We start from the raw sequence: 16,467 nt of genomic DNA, 5'->3' as shown, positions 1-16,467 counted from the left end.
CGTTTCCTCATTAACCGGCTCTTCTCATGCTCATTCTAGTGAAGGGTCGTTATCTCACGAATGGCAGGGCGTCAACGCGCGGATCGGTAGCACAGCGGCAGAGTTGCGCATCGACAAAAAAGGAGTACAGTAATGCTCTGTAAACGTCTACGGTAGACGTTTACATTACCCACTTCCGAAGGAGCAACGTGGCCAATACACCATCGGCGACAACCCACGCCAAACATCATTCCCTACCTGACATCACCTCCAAAATGATGTTCGCCCTCACCTTTGGCTACTGCGGCGTCAATATGGCATTCTCGCTACAGACCTCACAGATGAGCCGTATTTTCCAAACCCTGGGTGCTGACCCCAACAAGCTCAGCCTCTTCTTCCTTCTGCCTCCGCTCATCGGCATGATCGTGCAGCCCATCCTCGGCAAATTCTCCGATTCCTTCTGGTCACCAAGATTCGGCCGCCGCATGCCCATACTGCTCGTCGCATCTCCGCTGGCCGCCATCGTCATGGTATTGCTGCCCAACTCGGGATCTCTGGGATTCGGCTTCGGTTCCACCGCAGCGCTGCTCTTTGGCGCGGTAGCTGTGGCCCTCATGGATTTGTCCAACAACGCCTGCATGCAGCCATTCCGCATGATCATCGGCGACATGGTCAATGAGAAGCAGAAAGACAAGGCCTGGAGCTGGCAGCAGTCCTTCAGCAACCTCGGCGGTGTGCTCGCCAACCTCTGCCCGTTCGTGCTCACCTGGCTGGGCATCGCCAACGTCGACCGCAAAGGCGTCGTACCCATGTCCGTGCGTCTCTCCTTCTACATCGCTGCGGTGGTGCTGCTCGTCACCTCGATCTACACCATTCTCTCCGTCAAGGAATACGATCCCGAGACCTACGCCGACTACCACAACTTCGACTATGAGAAGTCCAAGAAGACCCCGAAGAAGTCCTACTGGACGCTCATCAAGGAGGCTCCGGCCACCTTCTGGCAGGTCGCTGTCATCCAGTTCTTCGCCTACTTCGGCATCCAGTACCTGTGGACCTACGCTACCGGCGCCATCGCCAAGAACGTGTGGGGCACCTCCGACTCCTCCTCCGCAGGATTCCAAGCGGCAGGCAACTGGTACGGCATCCTCACCTTCGTGCAGTCCATCGTGGGCATCGTCTACGGATTCCTGGTGCTCTCGCGCACCAGCCAGTACAAGCGCAAGTTCTGGTACCGCGTGGGTCTGCTGTGCGGCGGCGTAGGCATGATTTGGACGGCGTTCTGCCACAACCAGTACATGCTCATCGGATCGTTCACCCTGATCGGCATCTGCTACCTGACCATGCACGCCGAACCGTTCGCTATCTTCACCACTGAAACCGACGGCGAAAACGACGGCGCTTACATGGGCCTGTTCAACATCTTCATCTGCCTGCCGCAAATCGCGGCCTCGCTCCTGAGCTTCATCATCTTCCCGCTCACCGGCAGCTCCATGCCCACCATGCTCGTCATCGGCGGTGTCTCCTGGTTGCTCGGTGGTGCTTTCATGGGCATTATCAAGGACACGAAGGCCAAGGAACTCGCTGCCAAGGAGTAAACCAAAGCCTGGCTCTGCGCCCTGCGGCTCATCCGCGTCGCAGGGCGCAGAGCCACCAGCGCGCGTGAACCCCCGTCCATAATCGATACGGTGTTCATAACACCGACGATTTCAATACACGACCATCCACACACTGCACATAGGAAAGAACACCATCATGCAGACATTGAAACAGGCCATCAGCGGCCAAACCATCTCCCTAAGCTGCGAAGAGGGAAACCTCGAGCTGACCATCCTCACCCCTGAAATCATCCGGGTTTTCCAGGACCGAGGCCGTCACACCAACTCCTATGCCATAGAGGGGGATAAAAGCCAACTCACCCAGTTCACCACCACCGACCAAGGCGATCACGTCGAAATTCGCACGGACGCGCTCCGGGTCAATGTGGATGCAGGATTCAACGTGGATGTTTACGACGCGGATGGCAACCCGCTCGTACTCACTCATCGGCAAGGTCGCGGTGAGACCATCAACAAGACGCTCGATGCCGGCCATCAAAGCATTGTGCGCGCCGAAGGTCATGAGGTCTCAGAGGTCGGTGCCGGAACAAGCGAATATTACGAAATCATCAACCAGCTGGATGCCGACGAACACTTCTACGGCTTGGGTGATAAAACCGGGTTCCTCGACAAGCGCGGCTACGAATACGACAACTGGAACTACGACGAGCCGCGCCCGCATATCGAAAGCTTCACCAACCTCTATAAGTCAATTCCCGTCCTGCTGGGGTTGAAGCGCGGCCATGCCTATGGCCTCTTCTTCGACAACACCTATCGCAGTCACTTCGACTTGGGCAAGGAAAACAACGGATACTACTTCTATTCAGCAGTGGACGGCAACCTTGACTATTACATTCTGGGCGGAGCCGACCTCAAATCCGTGGTCTCCAACTACACGTACCTGACCGGCCGCACACCCCTGCCACAGCGTTGGATGCTCGGCTATCAGCAGTCACGCTGGGGCTACTCGATGAGCCAAGAGCGCGTGGAAGAAATCGTCGACAAGTTCGCGCAATACCACCTGCCGTTGGAGGCTGTGCACTTCGACATCGACTATATGGACGGCTACCGTGTCTTCACTTGGGACACCGACAAGTTCAAAGACCCCAAAGGATTCCTTGCCGACCTTAAAAGCCGTGGCGTGCGCGTCATCCCGATTCTCGACCCGGGGGTCAAACAGGACGAAGACTATGAAATCTACCAAGAGGGGGTCAAGGAAGGCTACTTCGCCACTGATCCCAAGACCGGAGAAATCTACATCAACCGCGTCTGGCCCGGCAAGTCGGCCTTCCCGGCGTTCGGCGACGAACGCGTGCGCACATGGTGGGGCAAACACTGCAAGTTCCTGCTTGATACCGGCGCCGCCGGCATCTGGACCGATATGAACGAACCCGCCACATTCGACGGTGACATGCCCGAGGACGTGGTCATGAGCGACGAAGGGCAGCCCAGCGACCTGCGCCGCATGAACAACGTGTACGGGCACAACATGGCCAAGGCCACCTACGAGGGCATCCGCGCCGCGAGTGACCGGCGCCCGTACGTCATCACCCGCGCCGCCTACGCCGGCACGCAAAAGTATTCCGCCGTGTGGACCGGCGACAACCAAAGCCTGTGGCAGCATTTGCAGATGTCCGTTCCGCAGCTGAGCAACATGGGACTTTCCGGATTCGCCTACGTGGGCGCAGACATCGGTGGATTCAGCGCCGACTGCACGGCTGAGCTACTCACCCGTTGGATTGAGGCCGCCATCTTCAGCCCCATGCTGCGCAACCATGCAGCATTGCAAGTGCGCGACCAGGAGCCATGGGTATTCGGTGAGGATGTGCTGAACATCTACCGCGACTACCTGCATCTGCGCTACCGGTTCATCCCTTACCTCTACGACTGCTTCGCCGCCGAACAGCATGACGGCCTGCCCATCATGCGCCCGCTCGTGCTCAACTACGAGGATGACCCACGTACACGCACCTGCAATGATGAATACATGGTGGGAGACAAGGTACTCGTCGCCCCGGTGGTGAACGAAGGCCAGGTGTCCCGTGCGGTCTATCTGCCGCAGGGTGAATGGATCGACTATTGGAGCGGCGAGCGCCATACTGGCGGCCGCGATATTCTGGTCGACGCACCGCTGAATGTACTGCCATTGTTCATCAAAGCGGACAGTATGCTGCCCGTGGGACCGGTGGTGGAGCATTTGAGCGACGAACCGGATACAGCGATGACCTTCCGTCTCTTCGGCGATGCCGGCAGCACCAATCACTATCAGGACGACGGTTTCAGCTTCGGATACGAGGAAGGCAAATACAACGTCTACCACGTCGAAGCCGACAGCGACAATTCCAGTGTTACACTGACCCACCGCGGTTTCGAGCCGGTCTACCAGCAGGTCACACTGGAGATGCCCGGCAGCAGCCTCACCTTCTCCTGGGATGAGGGAAGCGCCTCATACGTCGCGCAATAGCGCAGTAACGCAATGATACAGTCGCAGTAGCGCCTCATCACACAATCGGCTGGTACGGTAAGCAAACCGTGCCAGCCGTTTGCTATGTTACGCAAACCGGCTCAGGCATTGCTATTGTCAGCAATCAACCCCTCAATTTGCACCGAATTTTCTATCCACGCTGTGCGGTATAGTGGAACGGTTATTCGTGGCTGGGCGGGCCCTCTCAAACCGTTCGACCCGAGGAACGCGCGAAGCAAGCCGTTGTGCCCCACACATTGGCGGATGTCGCATTGCATTTACAAGGAGAGCCGTTATGGCAACCAAGATTCGTTTGAAGCGCCTGGGTAAGAAGTTCTATGCCTTCTACCGCGTGGTCATCACCGATTCGCGCAACAAGCGCGACGGTCAGTCGATCGAGGAGATCGGCATCTACGACCCGAACAAGCAGCCTTCACTCATCCAGATCAACTCTGAGCGCGCACAGTACTGGCTGGGCGTCGGCGCACAGCCGAGCGACCCGGTCAAGAAGCTGCTGCAGATCACCGGTGACTGGCAGAAGTTCAAGGGCATCGATGGCGCCGAGGGCACGCTGAAGACCGCTGAAGCAGGTCCGGATGCCGCCGCTCGCGTCGAGGCTGTTGAAGCTCAGGCACAGAAGCTCAAGGCCGCCAACTCCGAGGCGAAGGCCAAAGCTGAAGCCGAAGCCGCCGCTCAGGCAGCTGAAGCCGAGCAGCCTGCAGAAGAGGCCTCTGAGCCCGCTGCAGAAGAGGAAAAGGCTGAGTAGTCATGCTCGAGCAAGCTGTGGAACACCTCATCACCAACATCGTGGATTTTCCCGATGATGTTTCGGTGAAGTCGCACACTAACGAGCGGGGCGAACTGCTCCGCGTGCGCGTCAACCCCGAAGATATCGGCCGAGTCATTGGCCGCAGCGGTCGCACAGCCAACGCCATTCGCACTGTAGTGCAGGCGCTGTCCGACCACAAGGTGCGCGTCGACATCATGGACGTGCGCCGGTGAGCGCGGCAAGTTCCCAGCGCAGCACAGACCCGCAGCAGCTCGACCTGCTGCGGGTCTGCCGTATCGGCCGCGCACAAGGCCTTAAGGGCGAGGTCACCGTGCAGGTCTTCACCGACGACCCGGAACGCCGCTTCGAACCAGGTGCGCAACTCTTTTCCAAAGATGGCGAGCACGAATATACTGTAGCGTCGTCTCGCACGTTCAAAAACCGCTGGATACTGCGGCTGGACGGCGTGAACAACCGCGACGCATCCGAAGCACTCAACGGTACCGAGCTCTATACCCCAGCCGACAGCCGTGAAGAGCTGGAGGAAGAAGACGCTTGGTACCCTAAGGACCTTATCGGCCTGACAGCAGTGCTTGCCAAAGATAATGCTGTGGGAGCGCCGGCCGGCCGCACGGTGGGTACCGTGGTTGATGTGATTGACGGCGCTGCACAAACACTGCTCAAAATCCGTCTCGCGCAGCCCATGCTTGAGCAAGCAGACGGCAGTTTCCTGCCTGAACCCGCGCAGCCTGCAGAGGATGCGGCACCAGCTCAATCCAAAGATGCGGCAAGCGCAAATGGACGCCGCGTAGCCACCGCCCTGGTGCCTTTCGTGGACGAAATCGTGCCTGACATCGACCTAGACGCGCGCACTCTCACCCTTGACCCGCCCGGAGGCCTGATTCCCGGGCTGTGATTGATGGGAAGGCAAAAGCCACTTCAGTCACTTACACCCTTGTTATGCTTTGCGCGCGCCATAGTGCAGCCTCTGCTTACAATTATCCTGCCGAGGCTTTGCTGGGCAATATAATCGTTTTCAATTTAGGGGACCAGAGTGACACACGAATCACGCGCTATGAACATTGACATCGTTTCCGTGTTCCCGGAGTATTTTGGTGCGCTCAGCTTGGGGCTGTTCGGCAAAGCGCAAGAGCGCGGGCTGGTCAACGTCACCACGCACAATCTGCGCGACTGGACTCACGACGTACATCACTCGGTCGATGACACTCCGGTCGGCGGTGGTGCCGGCATGGTGATGAAGCCGGAAGTGTGGGCCGAATGCCTCGACGAGCTGCTCGGACTGGAAGCGCACGAGTTTCATGCGCAACCAGACGTTGACGGCAATTCGGCCAGCATTGCCGCAACCGCTGCCGTCGTTCCCTCCTCTGACGCGGTGCTTATTTTCCCGAACCCCTCGGCACCGGTGTTCACCCAAGCCGACGCCACCGAACTGTCCCATGCTCAGCACCTTATCTTCGGCTGCGGCCGCTACGAAGGCTACGACGCCCGCATACCGCAGTATTACCGAGCTCAGGGCGTGGAAGTGCGCGAATATTCGATTGGCGACTACGTGCTCAACGGCGGCGAAGTGGCCACATCAGTCATGCTTGAGGCCATTACCCGGCTCATCCCTGAGTTTATGGGCAATCCGGACTCAATTGTTGAAGAGTCATACACCGGCGCGAATGCGCTGCTGGAACACAGGCAATACACCAAACCGGCAGTATGGCGCGGTATGGCAGTACCGGAAGTGCTGACCAGCGGCGATCACGGCAAGGTCGATCGGTTCCGCCGCGATGAGGCACTGCAACATACCAGCGATATTCGTCCAGACATTATCGAGCGACTTGACTGCAGCGAGCTCACTAAACCCGACCGTAAAACACTGATGGCACTCGGCTGGGAGGTCTCCGGAGCTCACCCCAAGCGCCTCTGATTGCTGATTCAGCGGCAATACTGATGGGTCCCACCGATGACCGTCATACTCTCATATGCGTTGTGACGGCTCTAAACGCAATTGCCGGAAGAACACCAAATACCACACCGCAACGCAACAACCACCACATCGCGCACCACAACAACGCAATGCACCGCAACACACCCAAACAACACAACACAAAAAGGGTGCCCACCCGCAGGCAGACACCCTTAATCGTGCAACGGTAAGCAGCAGGCCATACACCTCTAATTACAGGCCGCGCACCTTCACACGCTCGGCCACGTCAACGCGCTCAGGCATCTGAGCCTCAGCACCCTCGACGATGCCGCCGAACGGCATCTGAGCACCCAGCTTCCAGCTTGCCGGCAAAGTGAACGCGTCACGCACCGCATCGTCGATCAGCGGGTTGTAGTGCTGCAACGAAGCGCCGAGACCTGCCTCAGACAGCGCTGCCCACACGCTCAGCTCAAGCATGCCCAACGACTGCTCAGCGTAGGTCGGGAAGGACTCGGCGTAGCTGGGGAACTGCTCGGCGAGCTTGTTCGTGCCGTCAACGTCATCAAAGAAGAGCAACGTGCCGCGACCGGCCGCAAAGGAGTCGATCTTCGCAGAAGTCTTGGCAAACGCTTCTTCACTGGCGGCCACCTTGTGGAGCGCATCCTTGACGATGCCCCACAGCTTCTGGTTTTCCTCACCGAAAAGCAGCACCACTCGCTGGGTCTGCGAATTGAACGCACTCGGCGTGGCTACGGTGACGCGGTTCACCATGTCGGTGATCTCCGCATTGCTCAAATTGGACTCAGCATTCAACGCGTACTGCGAGCGGCGCGATTCCAGCGCCTTCACGAAATCGTTCATAGATAACTCCTCTATTCGCGGCCGAACCGCAACGTATGGTCTTCGCTTCGACCGGCGAGTGGCCGGGAGCGCATGGTGCCACCATAACCAGAGCACATGCGCCCGGCAAGGAAAAGGCCGCGATTTTCACCGAGAGGTGTTGTGATGTATGGCACACTCAATGAAGTACACGGCGGTTTCCCCATAGTCGCGCCGCTCGCTTATCTCCCAGCCTTCAGGCGGTGTGAGCGGTGCGGAACGGGTGGAACGCTCGATGATCATCATCGTGTCACCGTCTGCCGCACCGGCACCCACCAGAGCCGCCATGAGTGCATCACATGCCGAAGTTTCGAAGGCGTACGGCGGGTCGGCGAAAATAACGTCGAAAGCTGGGCCGTGGTAACTTTCCGCGAATCGTTCAGCCTTCTGCCTGCGCACTTGCGCCACCATGCCCGACTTCCATGATTGCTGGTGTTGCAACGACGAAAGAGTGCGAGACAACACTCCCCCTGCCGCACCGGCACTTTCCACCGACACCAGTTCCCGTGCTCCGCGGGAGAGCGCTTCTACGCCGAGCGCCCCAGTGCCCGCAAACAGGTCAAGCACCCGCGTATCGTCAAAAGCACCGCGGGCATCGAGCCGCGAGAAGATCGCTTCTTTGGTGCGATCGGTGGTAGGCCGGGTGCCAGGCTTGGCTTGGGGCAAGGCAAAACCTTTGAATCTGCCGGAAATAACACGCATATGGCCACTGTAACCGTTCTCCCGGCCAATGGTTGCACACACAGGATTCCATCAGCTGCTGAGAATCTGCGTTTCACCCCCTCGCGTGAAGTCCAAGACCGCGCCGGCTAGTTCAGGTTCACCGTTCAAGTCAGGGTTGGTTTCCAGCAATGTTTCTGCCGCAGCACGCGCGTCGGCGATAATCTTCGCATCTTTGACCACGCGCAGCAGCTTCAAGCCCGATTTACCGCCCGACTGACTGTCTCCGGTCACGTCTCCCGCACCGCGCAGCTCCAAGTCGGCCTGAGCAATCTGAGCGCCGTCAAGCGAATCACGAATCACGCCAAGCCGTTGTTCAGCGATACTGCCGGGCTCAGCTCGCGAAACCAAAAACGCCCAAGCATTGGTACCGCCGCGGCCCACACGACCTCGCAGCTGATGCAGTTGCGAAAGGCCGAACCGGTCGGCGTCGAAGATGACAATGCAGCTTGCCTGCGGCACATCCACACCAACCTCAATGACAGTAGTGGCTACCAGAATCTGCGTATCGCCGGCCTTAAAACCGGCCATGACCCGCTGCTTATCCTCGTCGGTGTCACGCCCTGTGAGCGTATCGAACGCAACGCCTTGGAATTGGGGCAGCGACGACAAGCGCGCCGCAATCTCACTGACCGCGTGCAGCGGCGGCTTGGGTTCGCTTTCTTCCCTCTCGTCCAAGTCCGCATCCACCTCAACGAAATCAGGCTCTTCCTCATCCTGATGCACAGAGGCACGCCGGCCGCGCTTCCTATCAGCCACACTGGCAGCCCCAACTCCCATGCTGCCAACCACCTCTGCCTGCGCCGCACGTTCCTCATCGGTTTCGATACGCGGGCAGACCACGTAAGCCCTCTCTCCTGCATTGATGCGCGCACGAAGATGAGCAAACATACGCGCCATAGTGGCATTGTCCGCCTCGGGCACCACCACTGTGCGAATCGGCTTGCGCCCCCCGGGCAGTTCGGTAAGCCAAGAAATCTCGAGATCGCCAAACCAGGTCATTGCAGCGGTACGTGGGATGGGGGTAGCAGTCATGACCAACAGGTGCGGAGTCTTCTCGCCCTTGGCTTTGAGAGCCTCGCGTTGCTCCACACCAAACCGGTGCTGTTCGTCGATGACGGCGAGCGCCAGGTTCGGCATCTGCACATGCTTTGAGAACGCAGCGTGCGTGGCGACGGCTATGCACGGTTCGCCGCTGGCCAGTTGCGCCAAGGCTTGGCGACGTTCGGTGAGTTTCATGCCTCCGGTGAGCAGCACCACCGGCACGTCTTGCTCACCATTGCCGCTGCCTGCGGCATCTTCACCGTCATCGCGCGCGCTGCCCTCATGTGCACTGCCTGCCATCGCTTGCACCAGCGCGGCGATGGTGTGCATATGCTGTTCGGCCAGAACCTGGGTGGGAGCCACGAGCACCGCTTGCCCGCCCGATCCCACGGCTTGCAGCATGGCAGCCAGAGCCACCACCGTTTTGCCGGAACCCACCTCGCCTTGCAGCAGCCGTTGCATCGGGTAGTCGCGCTGCATGTCTTCGCCCATCTCATCGATGACCTCGCGCTGCCCGGCGGTCAATGCGAACGGCAGAGAATCGATGAAACGCTCCCGCAGGCCGGTATTGGCGCACATAAACGCGTCAGCCTGCCGCGAGGCAAGCCGCGCCTGCAGCACGGAAACCTGTGAAACAAACGCTTCCTCGTAGCGCAAGGCCTCAAGACCTTCTCTGAACTGGCCGGTGGACTGCGGGTTATGCACGGCCGCGAAGGCTTGGGCACGGTGCAACATCCGACGTTCATCGATTATTGAAGCCGGCAGTACATCAGCAATGGCATCAGCGTCCTGCACCGTTTCAAGCATGCTGAGAATCGACTCATGAATGTGCTCACTGGAGATGCGGGAGTTGGCATGATAGACCGGGCGTGGGCGGCATACTCGCCCCAGCGCTTCTTCTTCGGTGTTTGCGTCGAACTTAAGATTCGAACCGCTGGCCGGCAGGGACGTGGCAGACATGGCACCTGCGGAGTCGAGCGTAAAAGCATCAGATTCATTTCCCTGCACAGTGCCCTGCCCCTTGGCCGCGCTGCCAAGTATGCCATCAAAAGCACCGGCACCGTCAGCATGCGGTGCGATGGTGAGGACTTCGGGGTGGGTGAATTGCAGTTGCCCGTTGAACTCACTGGGGCTGCCGGCCACCACCACATGCGATCCGCCCCGCAGCCGCGCACTCATCCAGTCCATATACGGCTTTTTATGAGAAAAGAACACCAGCCTCGCACTCGACGGCGCAACGTGACGAGAGGCGGCGAAATCCTCATCGCCCACGACCGCTTCCAGCCGGAAACCGCGTCTGCCCCCCATCGGCACCACGCGCACCATCTGCGTCACGCCGGCAAACGCCATAGCCTCCCCAGCACGCGCTTCCCTCACTGCACGTAGCGGTACCGGCTCAGTGACACGGAACGGATAATAGGTAAGCGCATCGCCCACACTCACTATGCCTAAAGCCTTGAGCGCGCTCACCCGCCGTTTGTTGGTGAGCAGCGAGGAAATCGGAGTGTCAAGCGAAGCGTCCATGCACCTATTGTATGGAGCAGACCGGTCTTATTGACGGCGCGAAGAGCGATGCCTACCGGCAGGGCTGCGATCCGCCCTCACTCAGCGCATCAGACACCACTGGGCGCACCGACACACCGCCTATCGGCGGTCGACCCACCAAGCGCACCCAACCCCCGCCTGCGCAGCACTCAACCCGCCAAATGCACCGACACCGGCCTGCGCAACAGCCCACGCGTTCCTTGCCACATGCCGGCACAGCAAGCACATGCTTGGCAACATTGACACAGATATCGACAAAAATAGCCCGTTTTCTGTCGATATCTGCGTCAATGTCCATATATGTGTCAGCTCAATCAATGCTGTGGCACGCTCCTTAAGGTCAAATTGCGCGCGGACGGCATTCGCATCGTGTACCAGCTCAACCGAACCGCACACTGCATGGAGGTGATTGTCGTCAGCGTCCGCGACGACGGATTTGTATACGCACGGGCAGCGGAGCGCATCTAACCCCAGCAAGCGTGCTCAACCCCACAAAATGTAATCAATATCACATTGACATTTAGCGGAAATGAGCAACACGCCGCCGCACAATCAACGCAAAGGCTTACCCTAAGGTTGTAGTGAAGTCGTATGAAACGGCTTGTTACGCGGCATATGGCGTCTTCCAGTTCGGCCTTTCAGTCTCACCGATATGGGTCAGCTCCACCACCTCGCGCGGCAACGCCGAAGACGCAAGGAGCAGAAATGAAAGTCGTCATTTTCTCAACCTGCCTGGTCGACCTGATGTTTCCGAACGTCGGCAAAGCCATGGTCGAGGTGCTGGAACGGTTCGGATGCGAGACGTTCATGCCCATGCAGCAGATCTGCTGCGGCCAGATCACCTACAACAGCGGCTACGTCAAGGAATCCAAACAGACCATGCACAACGAGGTCGACGCCCTGCTGAGCGTGGATGCGGACTACATCGTCGGCCCTGCCGGTTCTTGCGTCAATATGCTCAAGGAACTGCAGTTCCACATCAAAGACGACCCCGAATACCAGGCCAAAGCACATGAGCTGGCCGGCAAGGTCTACGAGTTCTCGCAATTCATGTACCGCGTGCTGGGCGTGCTCGACGCCGGCGCCGAACTCAACGTGAACGCCACCTACCACCGCTCCTGCCACATGACCCGCCTGCTGGGCGAGCGCGAAAGCCCCTTCATTCTCATGGAGCACGTCAAGGGTCTCAACCTGGCGCAACTGCCGCACATCGAGAACTGCTGCGGGTTCGGCGGCATGTTTTCCATGAAGATGCCGGAAATTTCGCGCCAGATGGTGGACGAGAAAGTAGCCGACGTGGAAAGCACCGGTGCCGACGTACTCATCTCCTGCGATCCGGGATGCCTGATGAACATCGGCGGGCGCTTCAACCGTGAAGGCAAGCCGATTACCATCATGCACTTGGCAGAAGTGCTCAACAGCAACGTGGACATGAGCCGCGTGCGCTATATCAGCGCCGAGGAACGCGATGCACTCGACCGCGAATACCTCGCCAAGTCCAACGCGCAGGAAGCACAGGAGGCAGTGGCATGAGCACGACAGCATTCTCGAACGACACAATGTTCAAACGCACCGGCAAGAAAACCGGCACCATGATCCGCAGCAGCGAACTGCCCTTCGCTCAGCGTCTGGAAGAAGCCGAACAGGACACCTTCGGCCAACGCGCCGTGGCCAAAGCACAGGACGCCCAGTGGGTCAAACGCGAAACCGCACGCGCCGAACTGGGCAACTGGGAAGGTTGGCGCGACCTGGGCGAGCAGATTCGCCAGCAGGTGATCCGCTACCTGCCCGACTATCTCGAACAGTTCAGCGACAACGTCGAGAAGCGTGGCGGGCATGTCTTCTTTGCACAGACAGACGTGGAAGCACGCGATTTCATCGTGAACCTGGCGCGCGAGAAGCAGGTCAAGCACGTCGTCAAATCCAAGTCCATGGTCACCTCCGAAATCGGACTCGACCCTGCGCTGCTTACCGTGCCGGGGCTCAACGTCACCGAAACGGATTTGGCCGAGTTCATTCTCGAAGAGGACGGCTGGGACGAGCCCACGCACCTTGTGTTCCCCGCCATCCACAAGGACCGCGACCGCGTACAGCAGGTGTTCCACGACAAGCTCGGCTACGAAGGCAGCAACGATCCGCAAGAAGAGGCGCGCTTCTCCCGCAAGGTGCTGCGCGAACGTTTCCTCGAGGCCGACATGAGCATCACCGGCTGCAACTTCGCCGTGGCCGACACCGGCATGGTCAACATCGTCACCAACGAGGGCAACGCCGATCTTTCCATGGCCATCCCCAAAACCCAGGTGGTCGTAATGGGCATGGAGCGCATGGTACCCAGCCTCAAAGAGGCCGAAACGATGGACAACCTGCTGGTTCGTTCCGCCGTCGGCTCCAAGCTCACCTCCTACTGCACGTTCACCTCACCGCAGGTAGAGGGCGAAAGCGACGGGCCGGAGGACTTCTACGTGGTCGTGGTGGACAACGGCCGCAGCAACGCCTTGGGCACCGTCTTTGAGCCAATCCTGCAGTGCATCCGCTGCGCCTCATGCCTCAACGTGTGCCCCATCTACCGCCACATCGGCGGCAAAGGCTACGGCTCCATCTACCCCGGCCCCGTGGGCGCCGTGCTCTCCCCGATTCTGCAGGGCGACTACGAGGACTTCCACGACCTGCCGTACGCGTGCAGCCTGTGCGCCTCATGCACGGCCACCTGCCCGGTCAAGATTCCGCTGCACGAGCTGATTTTGAAGCACCGCGAAATTCAGATGAACGACAACCATCAGGCCGATCTCATCGCCGATACCGTGATGAAGGTGGTGGGTATGGGCACCGGTCATTCCTCGCTGTTCCGCACCGCGCTCACGTTCGACCACGTGGCCATGAACGCGCTGGCCAAGAAGGGCCACAAGGCCACCGATGCCGCAGGCAACACCACGCGTATGCCCGACACTGCCAAGAACTTCGACTCCAACGGCAAGCACGAGGAATGGATGCCGTTCGTGTTCGGCGGCTGGACCAAGGTGCGCGACCTGCCCGAACCTCCCGCCCACTCCAAGAACTTCCGCACCTGGTTCAACCAGCGCAAGAAGGCGCAGGGCTCGGCCGAGGAGTTCAGCCGCACCCAAGCTGCGGTGCTGGCCAAGAACCCGAATGCCGCACCGTTAAGCGAGCGCAGAACCAGTAACGGCGGCGATGCGCGCAACAGCTTCGGCTCGTACGACAACAGCGTTTCCAAGCGCCGCGAAGGAAACGACAAGACCAGTCCGCTCAGCGCCGACACAGTGCCAGTGTCGCTCGGTTCCATTGAGGCTGAGACATATGGCAAGCGCGCTGCCGACGTGGTGCGCGAAGAGATGAGCGGGCGCGCGGTTCAAGCAGACCGCACCGCCTCGCAGCCGAACTCCGGCAATACGCAGAACCGCAGCACCGGAACCGATAGTGCCTCATCCCAAGGAAAGGACGCCTGAGATGACTGATCGCGAAACATTCCTCAACTATCTAGCCGAGAAAAGCGGCCGTCCACGCCACCAGCTGGCCGACAATCCGCTGGTGCCGGTCAACGACCTGCCTGATTCCACGCTCTCCGGCCACACGCAAGACGAGCTGCTGGAAATCGCTCGCAAAAATGCGCCCGCAGTGCACGTGGACTTTCAGACGTGCAGCAAGGCCGGCCTGCCTGCAGCGCTGAGCAGCTTTGTGGACGACAAGGCCGACGGGCACCTCATGCTGCCTACGGACGACAAGCGTTTTGCCGACTATGGGCTCAATGAGTGGCGCGAATCTCTCGACCCGGCACCCACCTATTGGACTCCGGGGGCCGGGCGCGAAGCAAATGTGACCACAGCGTCCGAGGCACAGGCCGCCATCGGGTTTGCGGATTTCCTGTGCGCCGAAAGCTGCACCATCACTGCACCCACCACCCCTGGGCAAGGTCGCGCATTCCATTTCCTGCCGGTGCACTACCTGAGCGTGATCAGCAAATCGAAGATCGTGCCGCGTACCCGCCAGGCGATGGACTATTACGATGCGGAAATCAAGGCCGGCAGGCTGGAGACTTCCAACCTCAACTTCATCACCGGCACCTCCTCCACTGGCGACATCGAAATGGTGCTGGTAGTCGGCGTGCACGGCCCACTGGAGATGACCTACTTGGTTGTGGAGGATATGTAGGGCGGAATCGCTATCACTACTGTGGCACTACGCACCTAAACCGACGCTCACACCAACTCAGCGACGGTTTGGGTGCGTACCACTCACTTTTCGCAGCGTAACCGACGCTTAGATTCGCTCAACGTCGGTTACGCTGCACACCACTCACTTTTCGCATCACAACCGTCGCCTACATTATCTCAGCGTCGGTTATGTTGCGTTACTACTCAGCCAAGTTGGACATCACTAAGCCATACGACGATTACGGTACACGGCAAGCACGAGCACGAGCGAGGGCGAGGGCGAGGGCGAGGGCACCGAAAAGCTCCACGAAGACAATTTGTTTGCAACAGCAAAACAGCGAATCGCTGAATGAATGGCCTGTTTATGTTGCGTTTGTAATTAGAATTTGCTAAATTGACCCTTGCACGTAGAGCAACTTTGGTTCGTCCGAGGTGGCTCGGCAGAAGGCCCTCGTACGGAGTCTTTCTGTAGGCGGTGGAATTCGTTTCACCGCCATTTTGAGGTAAAGCAATTACCATAACAACTTAGCAGGTTAAATGTCTGCCGCATCGCAGCACTGTTACATACCCCAGACAATAATCGGTGGTGCGTCCGTCACCATAACAGCCGCACCACCGATTACCGTGTCTTTCTACCGCACGCGCGCAATATTGTCGCGAACGCTTTGCACTAGTTCTGCACTGGCAGGATCTGACTGCATAGACATTTCTTGCAAAGCCTGCACGGCTTGATCGTAGTAAATCTGCGTCGCAGGATTGATGTTGAGCGGCAGCGCGGACACTTTCTGCGCAATAAACTGCATGTTCGCTACAGCCGCCGGATTGGACTCGTCAACATGAGACTGCGCCATAGTAACTAGCGAAGCAATCTGCTGATTGTGCGCAACTTTCTGCTGCCTCACCTGCTGTACTGCAACGGTATGACGATTGGCCTTATCATTACCAACCCACAAAACCACCACAACAACAGCAAGCACCAATTCAATAACCAATGGCACAAAAATGCCTGTTGGTAACACACGTCGGAATACCAGCCCCATCGCATTATCAGCTGGTTGATCCCAAGCGCCAAGGTAGAGCGAAGCTATCACAAACTGAACCATGAACGCAACGATCGGGAACACGCCGTTATCAGCAATCACTCGGTAATACAAGTTGTTGCTGTCCGGCTGTGCAGGATCGGCCTTGTCGCGATGGAGCTGGGCCGCCCACACCAGCGCTGTAAACACCAGCAAAAATACCATAACCACCATTTGGGCTGGCGGAACAAAACCGTACGTAGAAATCTGCATAACGAATGCAACAACATCCACTAGGCAAAATGCGCTGACCACTATAGAAGCCAAATACTGCATACCAATCACCTT

Annotated in this window: 13 protein-coding genes; 9 read left to right on the top strand and 4 right to left on the bottom strand. The window is 58.7% G+C overall.

The annotated features are described in order from the left end of the window. The first annotated feature begins 188 nt into the window (after positions 1-188). The 6 genes from AC3B5A_RS05145 to trmD all read left to right on the top strand — a co-directional run bounded on the left by AC3B5A_RS05145 (position 189) and on the right by trmD (position 6,743). On the top strand, positions 189-1,574 hold the full coding sequence (locus tag AC3B5A_RS05145) for an SLC45 family MFS transporter (protein WP_489799375.1): 1,386 nt from the start codon (positions 189-191) through the stop codon (positions 1,572-1,574). A 157-nt stretch (positions 1,575-1,731) separates the two neighbouring features. After that, entirely contained in the window at positions 1,732-4,038 is a 2,307-nt protein-coding gene (locus AC3B5A_RS05140; protein ID WP_489799373.1) for a glycoside hydrolase family 31 protein, read from the top strand. Positions 4,039-4,333: 295 nt separating this feature from the next. Beyond that, complete coding sequence (gene rpsP / locus AC3B5A_RS05135; protein ID WP_489799371.1) at positions 4,334-4,804, top strand: 30S ribosomal protein S16; 471 nt, start codon at positions 4,334-4,336, stop codon at positions 4,802-4,804. Positions 4,805-4,806: 2 nt separating this feature from the next. Continuing rightward, positions 4,807-5,040 carry an RNA-binding protein gene (locus tag AC3B5A_RS05130; RefSeq protein ID WP_489799369.1) on the top strand — a complete coding sequence of 78 codons (234 nt, stop codon included), beginning with the start codon at positions 4,807-4,809 and terminating at the stop codon, positions 5,038-5,040. Next, complete coding sequence (gene rimM / locus AC3B5A_RS05125) at positions 5,037-5,723, top strand: ribosome maturation factor RimM (protein WP_489799367.1); 687 nt, start codon at positions 5,037-5,039, stop codon at positions 5,721-5,723. Before AC3B5A_RS05130 ends, rimM begins: the two co-directional genes overlap by 4 nt. A 159-nt stretch (positions 5,724-5,882) precedes the next feature. Beyond that, positions 5,883-6,743: a tRNA (guanosine(37)-N1)-methyltransferase TrmD gene (trmD, locus tag AC3B5A_RS05120; RefSeq protein ID WP_489799579.1), complete on the top strand. Its 861-nt coding sequence runs from the start codon at positions 5,883-5,885 to the stop codon at positions 6,741-6,743. Between the two features lie 252 nt (positions 6,744-6,995). On the opposite strand, the gene AC3B5A_RS05115 is transcribed toward trmD, so the two are convergent. The 3 genes from AC3B5A_RS05115 to AC3B5A_RS05105 all read right to left on the bottom strand — a co-directional run bounded on the left by AC3B5A_RS05115 (position 6,996) and on the right by AC3B5A_RS05105 (position 10,910). Next, positions 6,996-7,604, bottom strand: a complete 609-nt coding sequence (locus tag AC3B5A_RS05115; RefSeq protein ID WP_489799365.1) for a nitroreductase family protein — start codon at positions 7,602-7,604, stop codon at positions 6,996-6,998. A gap of 126 nt (positions 7,605-7,730) precedes the next feature. Then, positions 7,731-8,324, bottom strand: coding sequence for a 16S rRNA (guanine(966)-N(2))-methyltransferase RsmD (rsmD, locus tag AC3B5A_RS05110; protein ID WP_489799364.1), 594 nt, complete (start codon positions 8,322-8,324; stop codon positions 7,731-7,733). A 51-nt stretch (positions 8,325-8,375) separates the two neighbouring features. After that, a complete protein-coding gene (locus AC3B5A_RS05105) occupies positions 8,376-10,910 on the bottom strand; it encodes an ATP-dependent DNA helicase RecG (protein ID WP_489799362.1) in 2,535 nt (844 codons plus the stop codon). Positions 10,911-11,636: 726 nt separating this feature from the next. Between AC3B5A_RS05105 and AC3B5A_RS05100 the strand changes: the two genes are divergently transcribed. The 3 genes from AC3B5A_RS05100 to AC3B5A_RS05090 are packed head-to-tail and all read left to right on the top strand — an operon-like array spanning position 11,637 to position 15,098. Beyond that, complete coding sequence (locus tag AC3B5A_RS05100; RefSeq protein WP_489799360.1) at positions 11,637-12,464, top strand: (Fe-S)-binding protein; 828 nt, start codon at positions 11,637-11,639, stop codon at positions 12,462-12,464. Next, the gene (locus tag AC3B5A_RS05095; protein ID WP_489799358.1) at positions 12,461-14,395 is read left to right on the top strand and encodes a LutB/LldF family L-lactate oxidation iron-sulfur protein; all 1,935 of its coding nucleotides are present in this window, start codon (positions 12,461-12,463) and stop codon (positions 14,393-14,395) included. The genes AC3B5A_RS05100 and AC3B5A_RS05095 overlap by 4 nt, the downstream gene beginning before the upstream one ends. 1 nt (position 14,396) lies before the next feature. Then, positions 14,397-15,098: a LutC/YkgG family protein gene (locus AC3B5A_RS05090; protein ID WP_489799357.1), complete on the top strand. Its 702-nt coding sequence runs from the start codon at positions 14,397-14,399 to the stop codon at positions 15,096-15,098. 634 nt (positions 15,099-15,732) lie between these two features. On the opposite strand, the gene AC3B5A_RS05085 is transcribed toward AC3B5A_RS05090, so the two are convergent. Continuing rightward, entirely contained in the window at positions 15,733-16,464 is a 732-nt protein-coding gene (locus tag AC3B5A_RS05085; protein ID WP_489799355.1) for a hypothetical protein, read from the bottom strand. Between the last annotated feature and the right edge of the window lie 3 nt (positions 16,465-16,467).

Source organism: Bifidobacterium sp. ESL1133 (assembly GCF_058107325.1).
This window is presented reverse-complemented; position numbering and strand designations above follow the sequence as displayed.

What these genes read in the sequence shown, in the direction of transcription:
- AC3B5A_RS05140 (WP_489799373.1), top strand. Translation starts at nt 1,732, where the DNA reads ATGCAGACATTGAAACAGGCCATCAGCGGCCAAACCATCTCCCTAAGC.
- rpsP (WP_489799371.1), top strand. Translation starts at nt 4,334, where the DNA reads ATGGCAACCAAGATTCGTTTGAAGCGCCTGGGTAAGAAGTTCTATGCC.
- AC3B5A_RS05130 (WP_489799369.1), top strand. Translation starts at nt 4,807, where the DNA reads ATGCTCGAGCAAGCTGTGGAACACCTCATCACCAACATCGTGGATTTT.
- trmD (WP_489799579.1), top strand. Translation starts at nt 5,883, where the DNA reads ATGAACATTGACATCGTTTCCGTGTTCCCGGAGTATTTTGGTGCGCTC.
- AC3B5A_RS05115 (WP_489799365.1), bottom strand. Translation starts at nt 7,604, where the DNA reads ATGAACGATTTCGTGAAGGCGCTGGAATCGCGCCGCTCGCAGTACGCG.
- rsmD (WP_489799364.1), bottom strand. Translation starts at nt 8,324, where the DNA reads ATGCGTGTTATTTCCGGCAGATTCAAAGGTTTTGCCTTGCCCCAAGCC.
- AC3B5A_RS05105 (WP_489799362.1), bottom strand. Translation starts at nt 10,910, where the DNA reads ATGGACGCTTCGCTTGACACTCCGATTTCCTCGCTGCTCACCAACAAA.
- AC3B5A_RS05100 (WP_489799360.1), top strand. Translation starts at nt 11,637, where the DNA reads ATGAAAGTCGTCATTTTCTCAACCTGCCTGGTCGACCTGATGTTTCCG.
- AC3B5A_RS05095 (WP_489799358.1), top strand. Translation starts at nt 12,461, where the DNA reads ATGAGCACGACAGCATTCTCGAACGACACAATGTTCAAACGCACCGGC.
- AC3B5A_RS05090 (WP_489799357.1), top strand. Translation starts at nt 14,397, where the DNA reads ATGACTGATCGCGAAACATTCCTCAACTATCTAGCCGAGAAAAGCGGC.